Here is a 17,076-nt window from a genome sequence, read left to right as displayed (position 1 = left end):
AATTTATTGAAAATGAGAAAACTATTTACTCTGGTATTATTGTCTGGAATGATGTGCTTAGGGGGGATTGATGCCCAAAATATACGGGGCGATTTTGATTTTCCTTGGGTAGAAGACATAAAAGGTAATGGAGCTATTCCCGGAAAATTTTTGAGGCCGGGGACGCAGCCTGTCGGCTGGGAAGCCTCGAATGTGAATCAGAAAGTATTCTTGGAGAAAAAAGAAACTCTCGTAACACAGGATGCTAATAGACTGGGTGGAGATGGCTTTTCCGTTAAAATGGAAAATAAATTTGTAGGTATACCAAACGTTGCGGGTTCTAATGCACCTGCATACATAAGTTTGGGTACTCCATGGGTATTTGCAGTAATGGATATTCCTTCTTGTGACGGGGGAACTGTGGGTGGAGTTCAATATACACAACGTCCCGACTCTTTGGTGGGTTATTACAAAAGAACTATCGGTTCGGAAGGTGCTGAAAATGCCCTCCTGTTGGCTTATATGTGGAAGGGAACTCCTAAGTCTACTGTAAGAACCAATCCGGGAGGAGGACTTTCGTCTGAAGAAACGGCGGTGGTTGAAGATCAAGACCTTTGTATTTTGGGTAAGAAAACGCCCGATAGCGGAAATGCCGAGCTGATTGGTAAGGCTGAATATAATATTGAAGGTGTATTGGCAGACTGGACTCGGATTTCGCTTCCTGTTGAATATAAAAGTGATGAAACTCCTGAAAAAATGAATATCATTTTATCATCTGCAAACTATTGGGATCGAAGTGTTATAAAAAATGGAAATACCTTATGGGCAGATGATGTACATTATGTATATAATGCGAAACTGAAATCATTAACCTTGGCAGGTGAAGCGTTGAAAGGTTTTAATGAGGATATTTTCGAATATCAATTGTCTTATGCCGATAGAGACAAGGAATTGGTTGCGACGGCTTATGGAAGCACAGATTTTACGAATGTGCAAATTGAAAATGAATCGGAGGTTGCAGGGGTAAGCCTTGTTAAAAAGATTACGGTTACATGTTCTAACACATCGGGGCAAAGTACTTATGTTTATAAGATAATATTTAAAGGAGAAAAAGTGGCAATAGCTTTGCCTGCCGAAGCTCCAACTTTTGCATATGGTGATGAAATCACAGATTTTGGATTTACTTCAAATAGCACCGAACCATTTATCTACGAATCGATGAATGACAGAGTTATATCGGTTGACGCAGTAAGTGGGAAGCTGAAAATAAACGGAATTGGTACATCAACAATCATAGCAAAACAAGCCGATACGGAAGGTTTTTCTTTGGCTGTTTCGGAGCCTTTAACTGTTACGGTAAACAAGGCTACGGTTAAGGTTTCGTTGGCAGACGGAGCATGGGTTGAACGTGGTGTTACTGTATCAGCATCTAACAAAACAAATGGAAAGTGTGATTATGCTCTTGTATTTGATGGCTTTAAGAATGGAGAAACCTCAGATGTGCTCACTAAGGCTGTCTCTGTAACAGCTGCGGCTAGTAAAACTGCGGAAGTTGTTGGAGAAACAAGACCTGCTACTTTGTCGGCAGCTCAAGCTAAAAACTATACATTTACATATCTGCCCGATCAGAAATTTAAAATTACAAAAACAACATTGGATGTATATGTTACTTACAATAAGGTAAAATTTGATTCGAATTCCACCGATGTAAAATATCATAAAGTTGGTGTTCCTGCAGGTCATGTGCCGGGCGAATTTACGCTTTCATATTCTAATATGAAGTACTCGGAAAAAGGGGAGGATATTATAGGTACTAATTTACCTATAGTTTCGTGTGCGATAGTTGAAAATGCACCCGAAGGTTCCGAGTTTCCTGTCACCATGACTTTCCCTGTGACTGAGTTTGAAAACTACAAACTAAATAGCAAGCTGCCGGATGATGCTGCAGTGGTGGTGAAAAAACAAATTACTTTAGATTATGAGCCTGTTGTAGGAAAAAAATATGGTGATGCTGCATTTCCGTTGAATGTGGTGGCTAAAGTTTTGGACGGGGAGCCGGAAATAAAAGTGCAATATACAACACAGTCAACTGCGGTTGCTTCTGTTAATTCCTCTACGGGCGAAGTTACGATAAAGAAACCCGGCGAAGGCAAAATAAAAGCCTATACTCAAGAAACGGCTACCTATTTTGCGGGAGAAGCTATTGTTCTGTTCGAGGTGGGTAAAGCGCCATTGACAGTAAATTATAAAAATGTGTCTCGTGAATATGGAGAGGCAAATCCGGAACTTGTTTTTGATTCTTATGAAGGCTTTGTTGGTTCTGACCAAGAAAGTGTGGTGAAAACCGCCCCAACCGTATCTTGCCAAGCTGTTGCTACATCCAATGTTGGTGAATACGACATTGTTGTTGCAGGCGGTGAAGCAGATAATTACGAGTTTGTAGGTAAAGGTAAACTGACCGTTACAAAAGCACCATTGACAGTCACTGCACAAGATGCTGCACGTAAAGAAAAGGAAGATAATCCGGTATTCAGCTTGTCGTATACAGGGTTTAAGAATGGTGAGAATGAAGATACCAAAGATTTGTTCGTTTCTAAGCCGGAAGCAAGGACGACTGCCTTAATAGATTCTCCGTCAGGTGATTATGACATACTGGTTGTTGGAGGAGAAGCAGTTAATTACAATATTGTTCCGGTAAAAGGAAAACTAACTGTTGAGCCTCTGAGCGGTATCGGTCTGGATTCTGCAGAAGAAATAACAGTATATTCAAAAGAAGGAGTAATCTTTATAGAAGGCAACAGTTCTCTTGAAAATGTGTATATCTACGATATGCAAGGTTCTCTGGTTGGACAATACAATGATGAATATGTTGAGATTTCAGGATTGAACAGGGGCGACTTATATATCGTGAGGGTTGGTTCTGTTGTGGCTAAGATTCTTTTGAAATAACGGAACTTATTATATTGTTAAAACAGGGCGTGTCAAAAATTCTTGACACGCCCTGTTTTTAGTTTGAGAATATTTAGACATATAATGAAGTGCACAAAAAAGTAAAGGGATTTTCAATTGAAAATCCCTTTACTAATATTTATCAACAATAAGATTTATTCTTATTTCTTTGTTTGCTGCATACGTTTTGCGTAACGGTTCATGAACTTGTCAACACGTCCTGCTGTATCCACTAGTTTTTGTTTACCTGTATAGAATGGGTGAGACGAACTAGTGATTTCAAGTTTTACAAGTGGATAAGTTACACCATCTATTTCGATTGTATCTTTTGCGTTGATGGTTGAACGAGAAATAAACATATCATCGTTAGACATGTCTTTGAAAACCACTTGACGGTAATTTTCCGGATGAATTCCTTTTTTCATTGCTTTATTTATATCTTTATAGTTATTTCAATCCAATTTTCGGTTTGCAAAGTTAAACCATTTTTTGATAATATAAAATAGCTTGCCTAAAAAAACTGTAAAACTTTTTTATTACTTATGTCAATCAGTAGTTGAAAAGTGTTGGTTTAAATTGTACAATATCTTTTCAGTAGGGGCGAATTGAAAATCGGCAGAGAGAAGCGGAGCCAAAAATATTTCGCCCGATATTATTGACATGAGGGCGTAAGATTTTACGCCCCTACTTTTGGTAACTTGTAGCTGAATTGGATATTTATCAGGATAAAAAAATTATTACCTTTGCTTGTCTTTTTATTTTTCTGATTATATGTTGAAATCTTTATATATAAAAAATTATGCTCTGATTGATAGTCTGGAGATTGATTTTAATTCGGGTTTTTCGGTTATTACGGGTGAAACCGGGGCGGGAAAGTCGATTATTTTGGGTGCCTTGTCTCTCATATTGGGGCAGCGAGCCGATGTGAAATCGATAAAACAAGGCGAAGACAAGTGCATAATAGAGGGAATGTTTGATGTTTCGGCATACGATCTGAAATCGTTTTGCGAAGAAAGAGGCATTGAGTATGACCCTGATTCTTATATCTTTCGGCGGGAAATATTGTCGAGCGGAAAATCGCGTGCTTTTTTGAATGATAGTCCCGTTTCTCTGACTGACATGAAGGAACTTGGTAGCCAGTTGATAGATATTCACTCCCAGCATCAAAACTTAATGCTAGGCGACAGCCGGTTTCAAATGCAAGTTGTCGATCTGATGGCAGGCACAAATAATTTGCTGAAAGAATATCAACAGGCATATAAACTGTATAAAGATTCAGAAAAATCGCTGCGGGATTTGGAAGATGTGGCAAAGAAAAATAAGGCCGACGAAGACTATTTCCGTTACCAATACTCAGCATTGTCGGATGTGAAGTTGATAGATGGCGAGCAAGATGATCTGGAACAGGAATTGGCAACACTAAATCATGCGGAAGATATAAAAGCGGCATTATTTAAGGTATACACCTTGCTGTCGGATGATGATCGGGGAATTGTATCGTCACTGAAAGACAGTATGAATACGATTCAAACGTTGCAAGGTATATATTCTAAATCGGACGAAATATCTCAGCGGATAGAGTCGGCCTATGTAGACCTGCGTGACCTTAGCACCGAAATGGAACGGTTTGCAGAAGATGTGGAGTTCAACCCCGAACGATTGGCTTTTGTGAACGAACGCCTCGACCAAATCTATTCCCTCCAGCAAAAACACAGGGTTACGTCTATTGCCGATTTGCTCGGTATTCAGAAAGATTTGGAAGAAAGGCTTGAAAATATAGATTCTTATGATCAGCAAATAGAAGAACTGAGAAGTGAAGTTGAGAAGAAATACGAAAAAATGCTTGCTTTGGCAGAGCAATTGTCCGGTAAACGCCGGGCTGTAACAAATAGTTTCGAGAAGGAACTTGCAGATCGGGTGGCATATCTGGGTATGCCCAACATTCGCTTCCAGTGCGATGTTGTTACCGAAGCACATCCCAATATATATGGAATGGACAGTGTTGTGTTTCGGTTTTCGGCAAATAAGAACGTACCCTTGCAGCCTATTGCCAATGTTGCCTCGGGTGGAGAAATATCGCGGGTAATGCTTTGCCTGAAAGCCATGATTGCCGGTATAACCGCTTTGCCGACTATCATTTTCGATGAAATAGATACCGGCGTATCGGGCGAAGTGGCCGATAAGATGGGGCAGATTATGCAGGAATTTGGAGATAAGATGCAGGTGATAGCTATCACGCACTTGCCCCAGATTGCCGCCAGAGGTAAAGCTCACTATTTTGTGTATAAGTCGGACACGGAAGACCGTACAACAACAAATTTGCGTCTGCTTTCGGATGATGAGCGAATACGTGAATTGGCTCAGATGCTTAGCGGCTCGCAAATAACGGAGGCGGCTATCGAGAATGCGAAAGTGATGCTTGGAAAGGCATAACAACTTATTCTCTTATAGTATTTTATACGCCTCTTTAGATTTTGAATAAAACGAAAAATGTATGATCGGTGTATTCTTTTTGAAATTTTTTCCATTACTGATACTTATTGATATATACATATTTCTTGTTTTCATAAGAAAACTGACAAGAAATGTGCTTCTTCGTGTACTTTGGTTTTTGCCGTCTTTTCTATTTTATGAAGGAGTTTATAAAATAATATTCAGGGTACAGGATTATCATATATTGTTGTCTTTCATCATAATATCAGTGATAGCAGCAAAGCTCGTATTTGTACTGATTTCTTTTTGGGATTTCCCTCTGGGTTATTTTATTAAACGAAAAATTCGTATTTTCACTATATTGGGATTGGTGGCTTGCTTCATCATTTTTTTTGTTACCATTTACGGAAGTGTAGTAGGACAAACGAAGTTTGTTGTGAAAGAAGTAGAATTTGCTTCGTCAAGATTGCCGCAATCTTTTGATGGTTATAAAGTTGTTCAAGTATCTGATCTTCATATCGGAACGTGGAGTGACCGCAAAGGCGAAATAGAAAAAGTAATAGATATAGTTAATCAGCAAAAAGCAGATGTAATTGTATTAACAGGCGATTTGGTGAATGTAGAAACCAAAGAACTAGAGGGATTCGAGGATATACTATCTCGATTGAAGGCTCCGGACGGTGTTTTCTCAGTTCTGGGAAACCATGATTATGGCGATTTCAGAGAATGGCCATCGGAGAAAGCCAAGCAGCAAAACCTGATAGACTTGTGCGCTGCTCAGAAAGAGATGGGATGGGAAATGTTGAATAACGCACACACATATCTTGTCAGGCAAAACGATTCGATAGCTTTGATCGGAACTGAAAATTTCGGGTATTTCGGATATCCTCAGTTTGCCGATATAAACAAGGCAATGCAAGGTATCTCATCTGATAAGTTTACATTGTTGTTGACACACGACCCCACATTTTGGCGGTATTATGCTTTGCACAGAGGCGTTGACCTGACTTTGGCAGGGCATACTCATGGAAACCAGTTTTCTATCGGCAATTTATCCTTAGCATCAATCACTTACCCTGAATGGAGCGGCTTGTATGTGGAGGGGACTCAAGGTATATATGTAAATGTAGGGATAGCTAGTGTTTTATTGCCTTTTCGTTTTGGTGCATGGCCCGAAATAACGGTAATGACACTGAGAAAGAAGGATAGCTGATGGTTAATGAAACTTTTGATGCGTTTGCCTTAGATTAAAATGAGAAATAATTGTAGCAAAATCAAAAATGTATTATTTTTGATTTAGAAACCGTCTAGACTTTTTCGTTTTATTCAATTTTGTCATCCTGAGAGTATCGAAGGATCTGTTTTTTNNNNTCAACATGACAAAAACTCAAAAATTAAGTATAATTTAAAAAGTCTAGATGACTTCTTAGTAAAACAACATAAACACATAAAAAATGGTATTTAGATTCCTACTATTATCAGACGAGGTAGACGATTTCAGAAGAGAAATTCAAATAGACGCAGACGGCAGCTTTCTTGATCTGCATAAAGCAATTACACAATCGGTTGGATACAAAGACGGTGAAATGACTTCTTTCTTCATTTGCAACGACGATTGGGAGAAAGAAAGAGAAATCACTCTTTTCGAAATGGATACCACATCGGAAGAAGACTCCTTTGTGATGGATGGCAGCCGTTTAGGCGATTTCCTTGAAGATGAAAAGCAAAAACTGATGTATGTTTTCGACTACATGACAGAGCGTGCTTTTTTCATGGAACTAAGAGAAATAATAACAGGCAAAAATATGGACGAAGCCGTATGCACCAAATCAATCGGCGATGCTCCGGCTCAGTTTGTCGATTTCGAATCGTTCGAAAACAGTGCGCAATCGTTCGAAAGCGGTGAAAATTTCTATGGAGACGAAAGTTACGACCTCGACGAACTTGATGCTGACGGTTTCGACGGGCTCGACAACATTATTTCGGGAGAAGACGAAGGCTTTTAAATGAAAAAACTCATTGTTCTTTTGGGCCCTACGGCTGTGGGTAAGACAGATCTCAGTTTCAAAATAGCTGAACATTACAAAAGTCCCATTATTTCTGCCGACTCACGACAATTATATAAAGGGTTGGAAACAGGGACGGCAGCGCCTACACAAGAACAATTGATGCGTATAAAGCATTATTTCATTGGCACTTTAAATGTCACAGACTATTATAGTGCCAGTGAATATGAAACCGACGCTCTCTCGGTGATAAACGAACTTCATGCCACGCACAACACCCTTGTTCTGACCGGAGGTTCGATGATGTATATAGATGCTATTTGCAAAGGTATCGACGAAATTCCTACAATCGACGAAACTTTGCGCCAAGAATTATACTCTCTTTACCAAGACGAAGGCTTAGAGCCAATAAGGCAGCAGCTCAAGATGCTCGATCCCGTAATCTACGATCAGGTAGACCTGAAAAACTATAAACGGGTCATCCATGCACTGGAAGTTTGCCTTATGACGGGTAAACCTTATTCCTCTTTCAGAACCAATAGTATAAAGGAACGGCCTTTCCGCATTATTAAAATCGGGCTTAACCGCAATCGGGAAGAACTCTACATGAGAATCAACACCCGCGTAGATCAGATGATGAACAATGGCTTGTTGGAAGAAGCCAAACAACAATTCGCCAACAAACATCTAAATTCCCTGAACACTGTTGGGTATAAGGAATTGTTCAAACATCTGGAGGGTGAGTGGGATTTGGATTTTGCCCTGGAGAAAATAAAACGAAACAGCCGTGTGTATGCCCGAAAACAGATAACATGGTTCAAAAGGGACGAAGATATACACTGGTTCAACCTGTCGGAACAATCGGAAGACGAAGTTTTAGATGAAATAATAAATATCACGGAAAAAATATGACGGATGTAGTAAAATGGGGAATCATTGGTGCGGGAGACGTTACCGAGACGAAAAGCGGTCCTGCCTTTTATAAAACGGAACATTCGTCGCTGATTGCCATCATGCGGCGCAACGAAGCCAAAGCCGAAGATTATGCCCGAAGGCACAATGTCTCGAAGTATTATACGAATGCCGACGAACTGATTAATGACCCGGAGATCAATGCCATCTACGTTGCCACTCCGCCAAGTTCGCATAAAGAATATGCCTTAAAAGCCTTACAGGCCGGCAAACCTGTTTATGTGGAGAAGCCAATGGCAATGAATTACCCGGAATGTAAGGAAATGATTGAGGCAGCAAAAAAAGCAGATCAAAAACTTTTCGTTGCTTATTACAGGCGGGGACTTCCTTATTTTCTGAAAGTTAAAGAACTTTTAGAAGAACAAAGCATCGGGGATATACTCAATGTCAGTGTAAAATTATTCAAGACTCCCCAACCCTCCGACCATCAAAAAGATACCCATACTTGGAGAATAGACAAAGCCATTGCAGGCGAGGGATATTTCTACGATCTGGCTCCCCACACATTAGATATTCTCGACTTTTTGCTCGGAGAAATAGAGGAAGCAAAAGGTTTCTCAACAAACAGAGGCAATCTGTATGAAGTGAAAGATACTCTCGCATGTATCCTGAAATTCAAATCGGGAGCAATAGGTGTTGGCGAATGGTGTTTTGTCACATCAAAAAACTCTGCCCGGGATTCTGTTATAATTACAGGAACCAAAGGCGAAATACGGTTCAGCACGTTCGCTTTCACGCCCATTCAATTGCAAACAAATACAATAAGTGAAACTTTCGACATCGCATCTCCTGAACATATACAACAGCCGCTCATACAAATAATTGTTGACGAACTGAGAGGCATTGGCAAATGCCCTTCGACAGGGGACAGCGGAGCCAGAACATCCATGATTATGGATATGATTCTGGGAAATGATCTAGACTTTTTAAATTATACTTAATTTTTGAGTTTTTGTCATGTTGAACGTAGTGAAACATCTAAAAAACAGATCCTTCGATACTCTCAGGATGACAAAATTGAATAAAACGAAAAAGTCTAGACGGTTTCTGGGAAATGATTGAACGAATTGAGCTAGAAAATGACTAATTTGTATTGAAAAAAGCTAAAATATAATTTTTCGGTTAACCAACTAAATGTTATATTTGTTTCTTGCTAAAAGAATATAACTAATTTTATCACGATCCTAATAATGGAAAATAAGGAATTACTGGAACAAGTCATAGGACGCGCGCAAACGTGGTTGTCAGGAAATTATGACGAAGAAACAAAGAGTGAAGTAAAACGCATGCTCGACAATGAAGACAAAACCGAGCTGATAGACGCATTTTACAGAGATTTAGAGTTTGGAACAGGCGGGCTGAGAGGCATTATGGGAGCCGGAACCAACCGTGTCAACAAATACACAATGGGTAGTGCCACGCAGGGGTTGTCGAACTATCTTTTACAAGAATTTTCTTCTCTCGATCAAATAAAAGTTGTGATTGGTTACGATTGCCGCAACAACAGTCAAAAATATGCCCAAATTGTGGCCGATATATTTTCAGCCAACGGAATCAAGGCTTATATGTTTAAGGAATTGAGGCCAACACCCGAAATTTCGTATGCCATACGCAAACTAGGATGCCAAAGCGGGGTTATGCTGACAGCATCTCACAATCCGAAAGAATATAACGGTTACAAAGCATACTGGAACGATGGGGCTCAGGTAATTCCTCCTCACGACAAGAATATCATTGCCGAAGTGAACCGCATCAAATCGGTTGATGATATTAAATTCAAAGCCAACCCTGCATTGATAGAAACAATTAGCGATTCGATGGACGATATGTTTATCGAGGAAGTTAAAACGATATTGCTATCTCCCGATTCCATCAAACGCAACCCTGATATAAAAATAGTATATACTCCGTTGCACGGAACAGGTTCTACCATAATACCCAGAGCCTTGAACGCATACGGTTTCGAACATGTGATTGCCGTACCCGAACAATACGTGCACGACGGAAATTTCCCTACCGTAGAATACCCTAACCCGGAAGAAGCGTCGGCAATGGCAATGGCCTTGAAAAAAGGAGAAGAAACAAATGCCGACCTTATTTTTGCAACCGACCCCGACGCCGACCGCTTTGGCGCAGGCATCCGCAACGATAAAGGCGAATTGATACTACTCAACGGCAATCAGACTATGATTATGTTGGTATATTACATTGTTACCCGCTGGAAAGAGCTTGGCAAGTTGACCGGAAAAGAATATACAGTCCGCACGATCGTAACAAGTGAATTGACTCAAAAAATATCAGAAAAGAACGGTGTGGAAATGTTTGAATGTTACACAGGATTCAAATGGATTGCATCCGTTATGCGTGAATTGGAAGGCAAACGCCAATATATTGGCGGCGGTGAAGAAAGCTACGGTTTCCTTGCCGAAGATTTTGTAAGAGATAAAGATTCTGTGTCTGCAGCAGCGCTGTTCGGAGAAATGGCAGCATGGTGCAAGGATAACGGACGTACGCTTTACGAAATGTTGCAGGATATTTATATTGAGTATGGTTTCTCGAAAGAAAAAGGTATTTCTGTGGTAAGAAAAGGACGCACAGGAGCCGAAGAAATTGAAAATATGATGAAAAACTTCCGCAACAATCCTCTTGCCGAGATTGCCGATTCGAAAGTTATCCTCATCAAGGATTTTGCAACTTTAAGGGCTCAGGACATACGTCTCAACGAAACATACACGTTGGAAATGCCTACAACATCAAATGTGTTGCAGTATTTTACCGAAGACGGAACGAAGGTGTCCATCCGTCCATCGGGTACGGAACCGAAAATCAAGTTCTACATTGAAGTGAAAGACAAACTGGATTCCAGAGAAAATTACGAAGCTATCAACGAAGCTACGGAAAAGAAAATAGAGCAAATCTGTAAAGATCTGGGAATCTAAACAATAACAAGGAGGCTACCTACAATTTCATGTTCAGGTAGCCTTTCTTCTTTTTTTGAAGGTAAACAGACTCTAAGGTTTTTAGTTTTTTTTGTTTATGAAAATAGTAAAAGGAGTATTCCTTATTTTGCTTTTCTATTTTGTAGGAGAGTGTGTCAGTTATCTGATACGAGGTTTCATTCCGGGCAGTATTCTCGGTATGGTTTTTCTGTTTTTATCTCTGCACTTCAAATTGGTGAACCCCGATAATGTGAGTAGTGTAGCCAATGTTTTCACAAAAAACATGGCTATATTTTTTATCCCTGCCGGAGCCGGATTGATGGCAAATTTTGGTTTGCTGAGCAAGTTTTGGATGTCAATCATCGTTATATGTTCGGTTAGCACGGCACTGGTTATAGCTGTGGTGGCTATTGTTGAGCAAAAGATGGAAAAGAAAAAGGAGGTGGAAGAATGAAAGAGCTATTAAGTTCGCAAGGTTTTATTTTGCTCCTCATCTTTGGCAGCTATTTGTTTGGTCAATGGGTTTTCAAGAAAACCAAGATCGGTATTCTTCATCCTTTGGTGATAGCAATCGGAATTATCATCCTTTTTCTGAAAGTAAGCGGAATCAGTTACGAACGGTTCGAGACAGAGAGTCAGCCCGTTAGTTTTATGCTGGGTCCTTCGGTAGTAGCCTTGGGTTATATTCTTTATCAGCAGATAGAATATCTGAAAGGAAATGTAGTTCCCATCCTTACGTCAATCTTTGTTGGCAGTTTGGTCGGGATTGGAAGTGTAGTTCTTATCGCAAAATTTATGGGGGCCGATGATGTCCTGATCATGAGTTTAGAACCAAAATCGGTGACCACACCTATCGCAATGAGTATAGCGGAACAATCGGGCGGCATTCCGGCTTTGACAGCCATTATAGTCGTATTTTGTGGTATTCTGGGTGGAATAATCGGGCCCTACATATTGAAGATGTTAGGCATTAAAAGCCGCATTGCAAAAGGGTTGGCTATGGGAGCTTCGGCTCATGCCGTGGGTACAGCCAAAGCTATGGAAATGGGCGTGATTGAAGGAGCCTTGAGCGGATTGGCTATTGGTTTGATGGGAGTTATGACCGCTCTGCTCATCCCGTTTTTGCATCATGTTTTTTCATGATCCGTATTGTTTAGTAAACAGATACATAAAATTACTAAAAATCGTCTTTAAAGCCGGCTTTACAGCGTCGTGACTTTGTTTTTTTGCTAAATTTGTAACACCTAAAGAAACGAGTCGCATAAATAAGTTTAAATATATAATAATAAGCATTATAGGTGTCCTTGTAGGATTGATCGTAATGTTGTACGGAGCATTGAATATGTCGTCCGTTCAGAATTATATACGGGATATTGTTGTTCAAGAACTGAAAACGAAACTCCAAACCGACTTAGGAATAAGCGAAGTCCACATCCAACCTTTCAATACTGTGGAACTTAAAGGTGTATATCTTTTCGATAAATCGGGAAACAGGATATTGTTGGCAGAACGTCTTTTTGCCAATATTGATATTCCCAGTTTGTTTTATAAAGAGATTGTGGTTAACACGGTTCATTTATCTGATTTTGAGATAAATCTGAATAAGCAAACAAAAGATTCTCCCCTCAACATTCAATTTGTGATAGATGCTTTTAAGTCGGAAGACAAAGAGAGCAAACCTCTGTTTCGGTTGAAAAAAATAAATGGAATATCTATCACCGATGGAAGTTTTAATTATAATGTAAATGATGCTCCGCAGAAGTCGGGCGAGTTTGATGCAAACCATATCAGTATCAACGATTTTAATGCACATTTGGCAATAAAGGCGGTTGATCAGGATTCATTAAACATCAATGTGAAGTCGTTGAGCCTGAAAGAAAAAAGCGGCTTGATTGTTGACAACCTGATAGTCAGGGTTCTGAAAAGCGGGAACGATGTTTGGCTCAAAGGGTTCAAATTGGATTTGCCTAAATCGTTTTTGCAACTGGATAAGTTGATCGTAACATTGCCCGCCGGGGATAAAGGTATAGACATGCTTTCGGGTTCGGAACTTAGTTGTGAAATAGCTTCTTCTTACATTGTGCCAAGCGATATAGCTGCATTTGTTCCGCAGTTGTCTAATTTTAAAGAGCGATTGGTATTGCAAGCCTCTTTGGGCGGGCGGATTGACAGTCTGCAGTTAAATAATCTTACGTTAGATTATGGCGACAGGATGCATCTGTCTACAAATGCGTGGGTGAAAAATGTAAGGGATAAAGACCAGCTTTACTTGCGAGGTGTGGTTAGTGAGTTTAGAATAACCAAAGACGGGTTTGATGGTTTGCTGGATAATTTATTGAAAGACAAGAAGCAAATACCTAGCCAGTTAGGTAATCTTGGCGCGATTTCTTTTCATGGAAACATAGAAGGTTCTTTGAAAAATCTGTTGGCAAAGGGAAACTTGAATACAGCTTTGGGAGGTGTTGCGGCAGACCTGAATTTTGGTTTCAATCCCAGTGAATCAATTAATTCTTTTTTCATAGGCAATGTATCGACAGAGGATTTTAAACTAGGCAGCTTGCTTCAACAGCCAAACTTCGACCTGCTTTCGTTCAACTTGTCGTTGGATGTGAAGAAACCCGTGAAAGGCAATATCAATGGTTCGGTGTCGGGACTGATTGACAGGGTGGACTTTAAAGGATACTCATACAAGAATATAGAACTGGACGGAGATTATGATGGCTTGAAATATGATGGAAAGATACATGTGGATGGTGATTACGGATATTTCAGTGCCAATGGGCTTTTCGACCTGTCGAAAGAGGTTCCCGTTTTTGATTTTATAGCTCATGTCAGAAATGTAAAGTTGGATAAGTTGCATCTGGTTGATAAATTCAAGGATTCGTCGCTATCAGCCGTTGTCAGGGCAAACTTTGAGGGTAAGCACATTGACGATTTGCAGGGGCAGGTTTCCGTCGATTCTCTATCTTTCCTGAAAGAGGGCAAACGTTTCGATCTGGAGAGGTTGAGCGTTGAGGCTAAGGGCACGTCGCACGACAGGTTGCTCACCCTATCTTCCGACATCATCAATGGTGAAGTGAAGGGTAGCTATTCCTTTTCAGACCTGATACCCAACATAAAGAGAACTTTCAACTCGTATTTGCCGGCACTGGTAAACCTGAAGCCGGATGTGAGGAAAAGGCATGCCGGACATGCTCCCATGCAGAATAATTTTGATATGCACTTCACCATAGGTAACACCGAACAGCTGAGTGATATGTTCAATATTCCTGCCATTTTGTTTAAAGAAGCAACCATCAACGGCAGCTATGACAGTGAAAATGACAAATTTAATGTGCAGGCCGATTTGCCGTCGTGCAAAGTGGCGGGTATGGCTCTGGAGTCGACTACATTGAATGTAGACAACAATGTGGATGCCATACAGGTGGAGATTGCCACCACTACGTTTGGCAAGAATAATGTTAAAAACCAGATAAATATAGACATTTTGGCAGCTAATGATCTGGTTGATAGTAAGATCCGTTTTTCGAACGACAGTAAACAGAAGGCAGAAGGGACTATCGTTGCTGCAACGTCCTTTAACAGAGATAATTACACATCATCATTAGAAACCAATATTAATATCCGACCTAGCAATATATTGCTGAATGAGGTAGTGTGGAATTTCGACGAGTCGTTCGTTAAAATACGGGATGGGGCGGTGATTGTCGATAATTTCCTCTTGGCAAACTCAGACCAGTCGCAATTTATAAAGGCTGACGGGAGATACTCCGCCAAAAATCCTACCGATATATTATTACTGAATCTGCAACATATTGATTTAGAGTATGTATTTACCACATTAAATATCCCGGCTCTAGAGTTTGGAGGCTTTGCCACAGGGCAGATAGCTGCTTCGAGCATAGAGGGAAAACCTTATGCAAAAGCAGACCTGAAAGTCAAGGATATGAAATTCAACAATGCCGAACTTGGCGATTTGGAGCTATTCAGCGAGTTGGATAAAGAAACTATGCGTGTGGAACTGAAGGGTATTTTGTCGGGCGAAAACAGGAAAATAGCCAATATAGACGGCTATATCAACCCGTTGAAAAGTACGCTTTCGCTCAATTTTGATGCTAAAAAGATTAATATCGCTTTCCTGAATAAATATGCGTCTACCTTGTTCAACAATATTGGAGGGGTGGGAAGCGGACAGGTGAGGCTTTTCGGCGATTTCAAAAATGTAACGGTCGAAGGCAGGGCGTTTATAGAAGACGGAACTTTGGGAATCAATTTCCTGAACACTTCTTATTCGTTTACCGATAGTGTTTACATGAAATCCGACCTCATCTATTTCAACAATATAAAACTGAACGATTATCACGGAAATGCGGCTACTGTAAGCGGGAAAATCGTACACAACTATTTTGCCGATTTCTTGTATCATGTCGATCTTCAGGGAGATAACTTCATGTTGTTTAACGCAACTGAAAAGCAAAATCCTGTTTTTTACGGAAAAGTTTTCGGTTCGGGCTTGGGCAGCATCTACGGAGACGAGAGGGAAGTTAATATCAATGCACGGATAAAAACAAATAAGAACACACTGGTCAGAATGAATTTTATGGAAGAAACTGTAAACCAATATTCTTTCATAACATATAAAGACAATAATCCGGATAATGACACCATTCAGGTTGATAAACCGAAAAAATATGTGCCTCCCAGAATGAAGACACCCGACGGAGTGACGATGAATATGAATTTCTTTGTTGAAGCAACTCCCGATGCAACGGCTGAACTTATTATGGACCCTGTGGGTGGCGACGTGCTGAAAGGAAATGGTAGTGGTTCCATACAATTTAAATGGAGTTCAAACTCCGATCCTGAATTGTATGGCACGTACAATATACAATATGGTACATATAACTTTACGTTCCAGAAAATTCTTGAGCGTAAGTTCGTTATAGAATCCGGAAGCACGGTGTTTTTCAGGGGTGACCCCTTTGCGGCACTTCTGGATGTGACTGCCATATACAGGCTGAATGCAAACCTTGCCGATTTGGATCAGGGGTTGGCTACACGTACAGGGCAAAGCTCTGTTCCTGTGCAGTGTATACTGAATTTGAGCGGAGAGTTGCAGCATCCTGCCGTGAAGCTCGATTTGGCTTTGCCTAATGCCGATTCCGAGATACAGCGTCAGGTGAAAAACCTTGTGAGTTCGGAAGATATGATGAACAGGCAGATAGTTTACCTTCTTCTTCTATCCAAATTTTATACTCCCGATCATGGCAGGGTAGATAATAAAACCTCCGATTTGGCGTCGGTGGCATCGGCTACACTATCGTCGCAGTTGGGTAATATGTTGAGCCAGATTGACGACAGGTGGCAAGTAGGTGCAAATGTAAGGACAAACGATCAGGGATTCACCTCCACCGAAGTGGAACTCATGCTATCCAGCCGCTTGTTGAACAATAAGTTGCTGATAAACGGAAACTTCGGATACAGGGATTCGCAGGCGCAAACAACGGTTATCAGTGATGTGGATATCGAATACCTTATCGGAAACAGTAATACGTGGCGAATCAAGGCGTACAATCATTTCAACGATAAGTATTACTATTACAGCGATTTAGACAATACCCAGATTCAGGGTTTGGGAATTATGTATAAAAGGGATTTTGACCATTTGAGGGAAATTTTTGGAGTGAAAAATCGCATAACACCAATAGAGAATAAAAACGATTCGACAATAATAATACCTGATTCCACACAAATAGGAAGTACTTTAGCTCCATTTATCAGGATAAAGGAATAAAGAC

The 17,076-nt window shown here is 40.3% G+C and carries 11 protein-coding genes; 10 read left to right on the top strand and 1 reads right to left on the bottom strand.

Features of this window, described 5'->3' with window-relative positions:
• Positions 1-12: 12 nt before the first annotated feature.
• Entirely contained in the window at positions 13-2,928 is a 2,916-nt protein-coding gene (locus D0T56_RS09560; RefSeq protein ID WP_163319921.1) for an MBG domain-containing protein, read from the top strand.
• 161 nt (positions 2,929-3,089) lie between these two features.
• On the opposite strand, the gene D0T56_RS09555 is transcribed toward D0T56_RS09560, so the two are convergent.
• Positions 3,090-3,353 carry a type B 50S ribosomal protein L31 gene (locus D0T56_RS09555; RefSeq protein WP_163319920.1) on the bottom strand — a complete coding sequence of 88 codons (264 nt, stop codon included), beginning with the start codon at positions 3,351-3,353 and terminating at the stop codon, positions 3,090-3,092.
• Positions 3,354-3,699: 346 nt separating this feature from the next.
• On the opposite strand from D0T56_RS09555, the gene recN reads away from it, so the two are divergent.
• The 9 genes from recN to D0T56_RS09510 all read left to right on the top strand — a co-directional run bounded on the left by recN (position 3,700) and on the right by D0T56_RS09510 (position 17,072).
• Positions 3,700-5,361 (top strand): DNA repair protein RecN, encoded by a 1,662-nt coding sequence (gene recN / locus D0T56_RS09550; RefSeq protein ID WP_163319919.1) that lies wholly within the window; start codon positions 3,700-3,702, stop codon positions 5,359-5,361.
• Between the two features lie 61 nt (positions 5,362-5,422).
• On the top strand, positions 5,423-6,574 hold the full coding sequence (locus tag D0T56_RS09545) for a metallophosphoesterase (protein ID WP_163319918.1): 1,152 nt from the start codon (positions 5,423-5,425) through the stop codon (positions 6,572-6,574).
• Positions 6,575-6,815: 241 nt separating this feature from the next.
• Entirely contained in the window at positions 6,816-7,367 is a 552-nt protein-coding gene (locus D0T56_RS09540; RefSeq protein WP_163319917.1) for a plasmid pRiA4b ORF-3 family protein, read from the top strand.
• On the top strand, positions 7,368-8,279 hold the full coding sequence (miaA, locus tag D0T56_RS09535) for a tRNA (adenosine(37)-N6)-dimethylallyltransferase MiaA (protein ID WP_163319916.1): 912 nt from the start codon (positions 7,368-7,370) through the stop codon (positions 8,277-8,279).
• Positions 8,276-9,280, top strand: a complete 1,005-nt coding sequence (locus tag D0T56_RS09530; RefSeq protein ID WP_163319915.1) for a Gfo/Idh/MocA family protein — start codon at positions 8,276-8,278, stop codon at positions 9,278-9,280. Before miaA ends, D0T56_RS09530 begins: the two co-directional genes overlap by 4 nt.
• A gap of 249 nt (positions 9,281-9,529) precedes the next feature.
• Positions 9,530-11,278, top strand: coding sequence for a phospho-sugar mutase (locus D0T56_RS09525; protein ID WP_163319914.1), 1,749 nt, complete (start codon positions 9,530-9,532; stop codon positions 11,276-11,278).
• Between the two features lie 97 nt (positions 11,279-11,375).
• A complete protein-coding gene (locus D0T56_RS09520; RefSeq protein WP_163319913.1) occupies positions 11,376-11,732 on the top strand; it encodes a CidA/LrgA family protein in 357 nt (118 codons plus the stop codon).
• Positions 11,729-12,421 (top strand): LrgB family protein, encoded by a 693-nt coding sequence (locus D0T56_RS09515; RefSeq protein WP_163319912.1) that lies wholly within the window; start codon positions 11,729-11,731, stop codon positions 12,419-12,421. Before D0T56_RS09520 ends, D0T56_RS09515 begins: the two co-directional genes overlap by 4 nt.
• Positions 12,422-12,599: 178 nt before the next feature.
• A complete protein-coding gene (locus tag D0T56_RS09510) occupies positions 12,600-17,072 on the top strand; it encodes a translocation/assembly module TamB domain-containing protein (RefSeq protein ID WP_163319911.1) in 4,473 nt (1,490 codons plus the stop codon).
• Positions 17,073-17,076 lie beyond the last annotated feature (4 nt).

It is taken from the genome of Dysgonomonas sp. 520, from assembly GCF_010501095.1.
Lineage (GTDB): Bacteria > Bacteroidota > Bacteroidia > Bacteroidales > Dysgonomonadaceae > QVMP01.
This window is presented reverse-complemented; position numbering and strand designations above follow the sequence as displayed.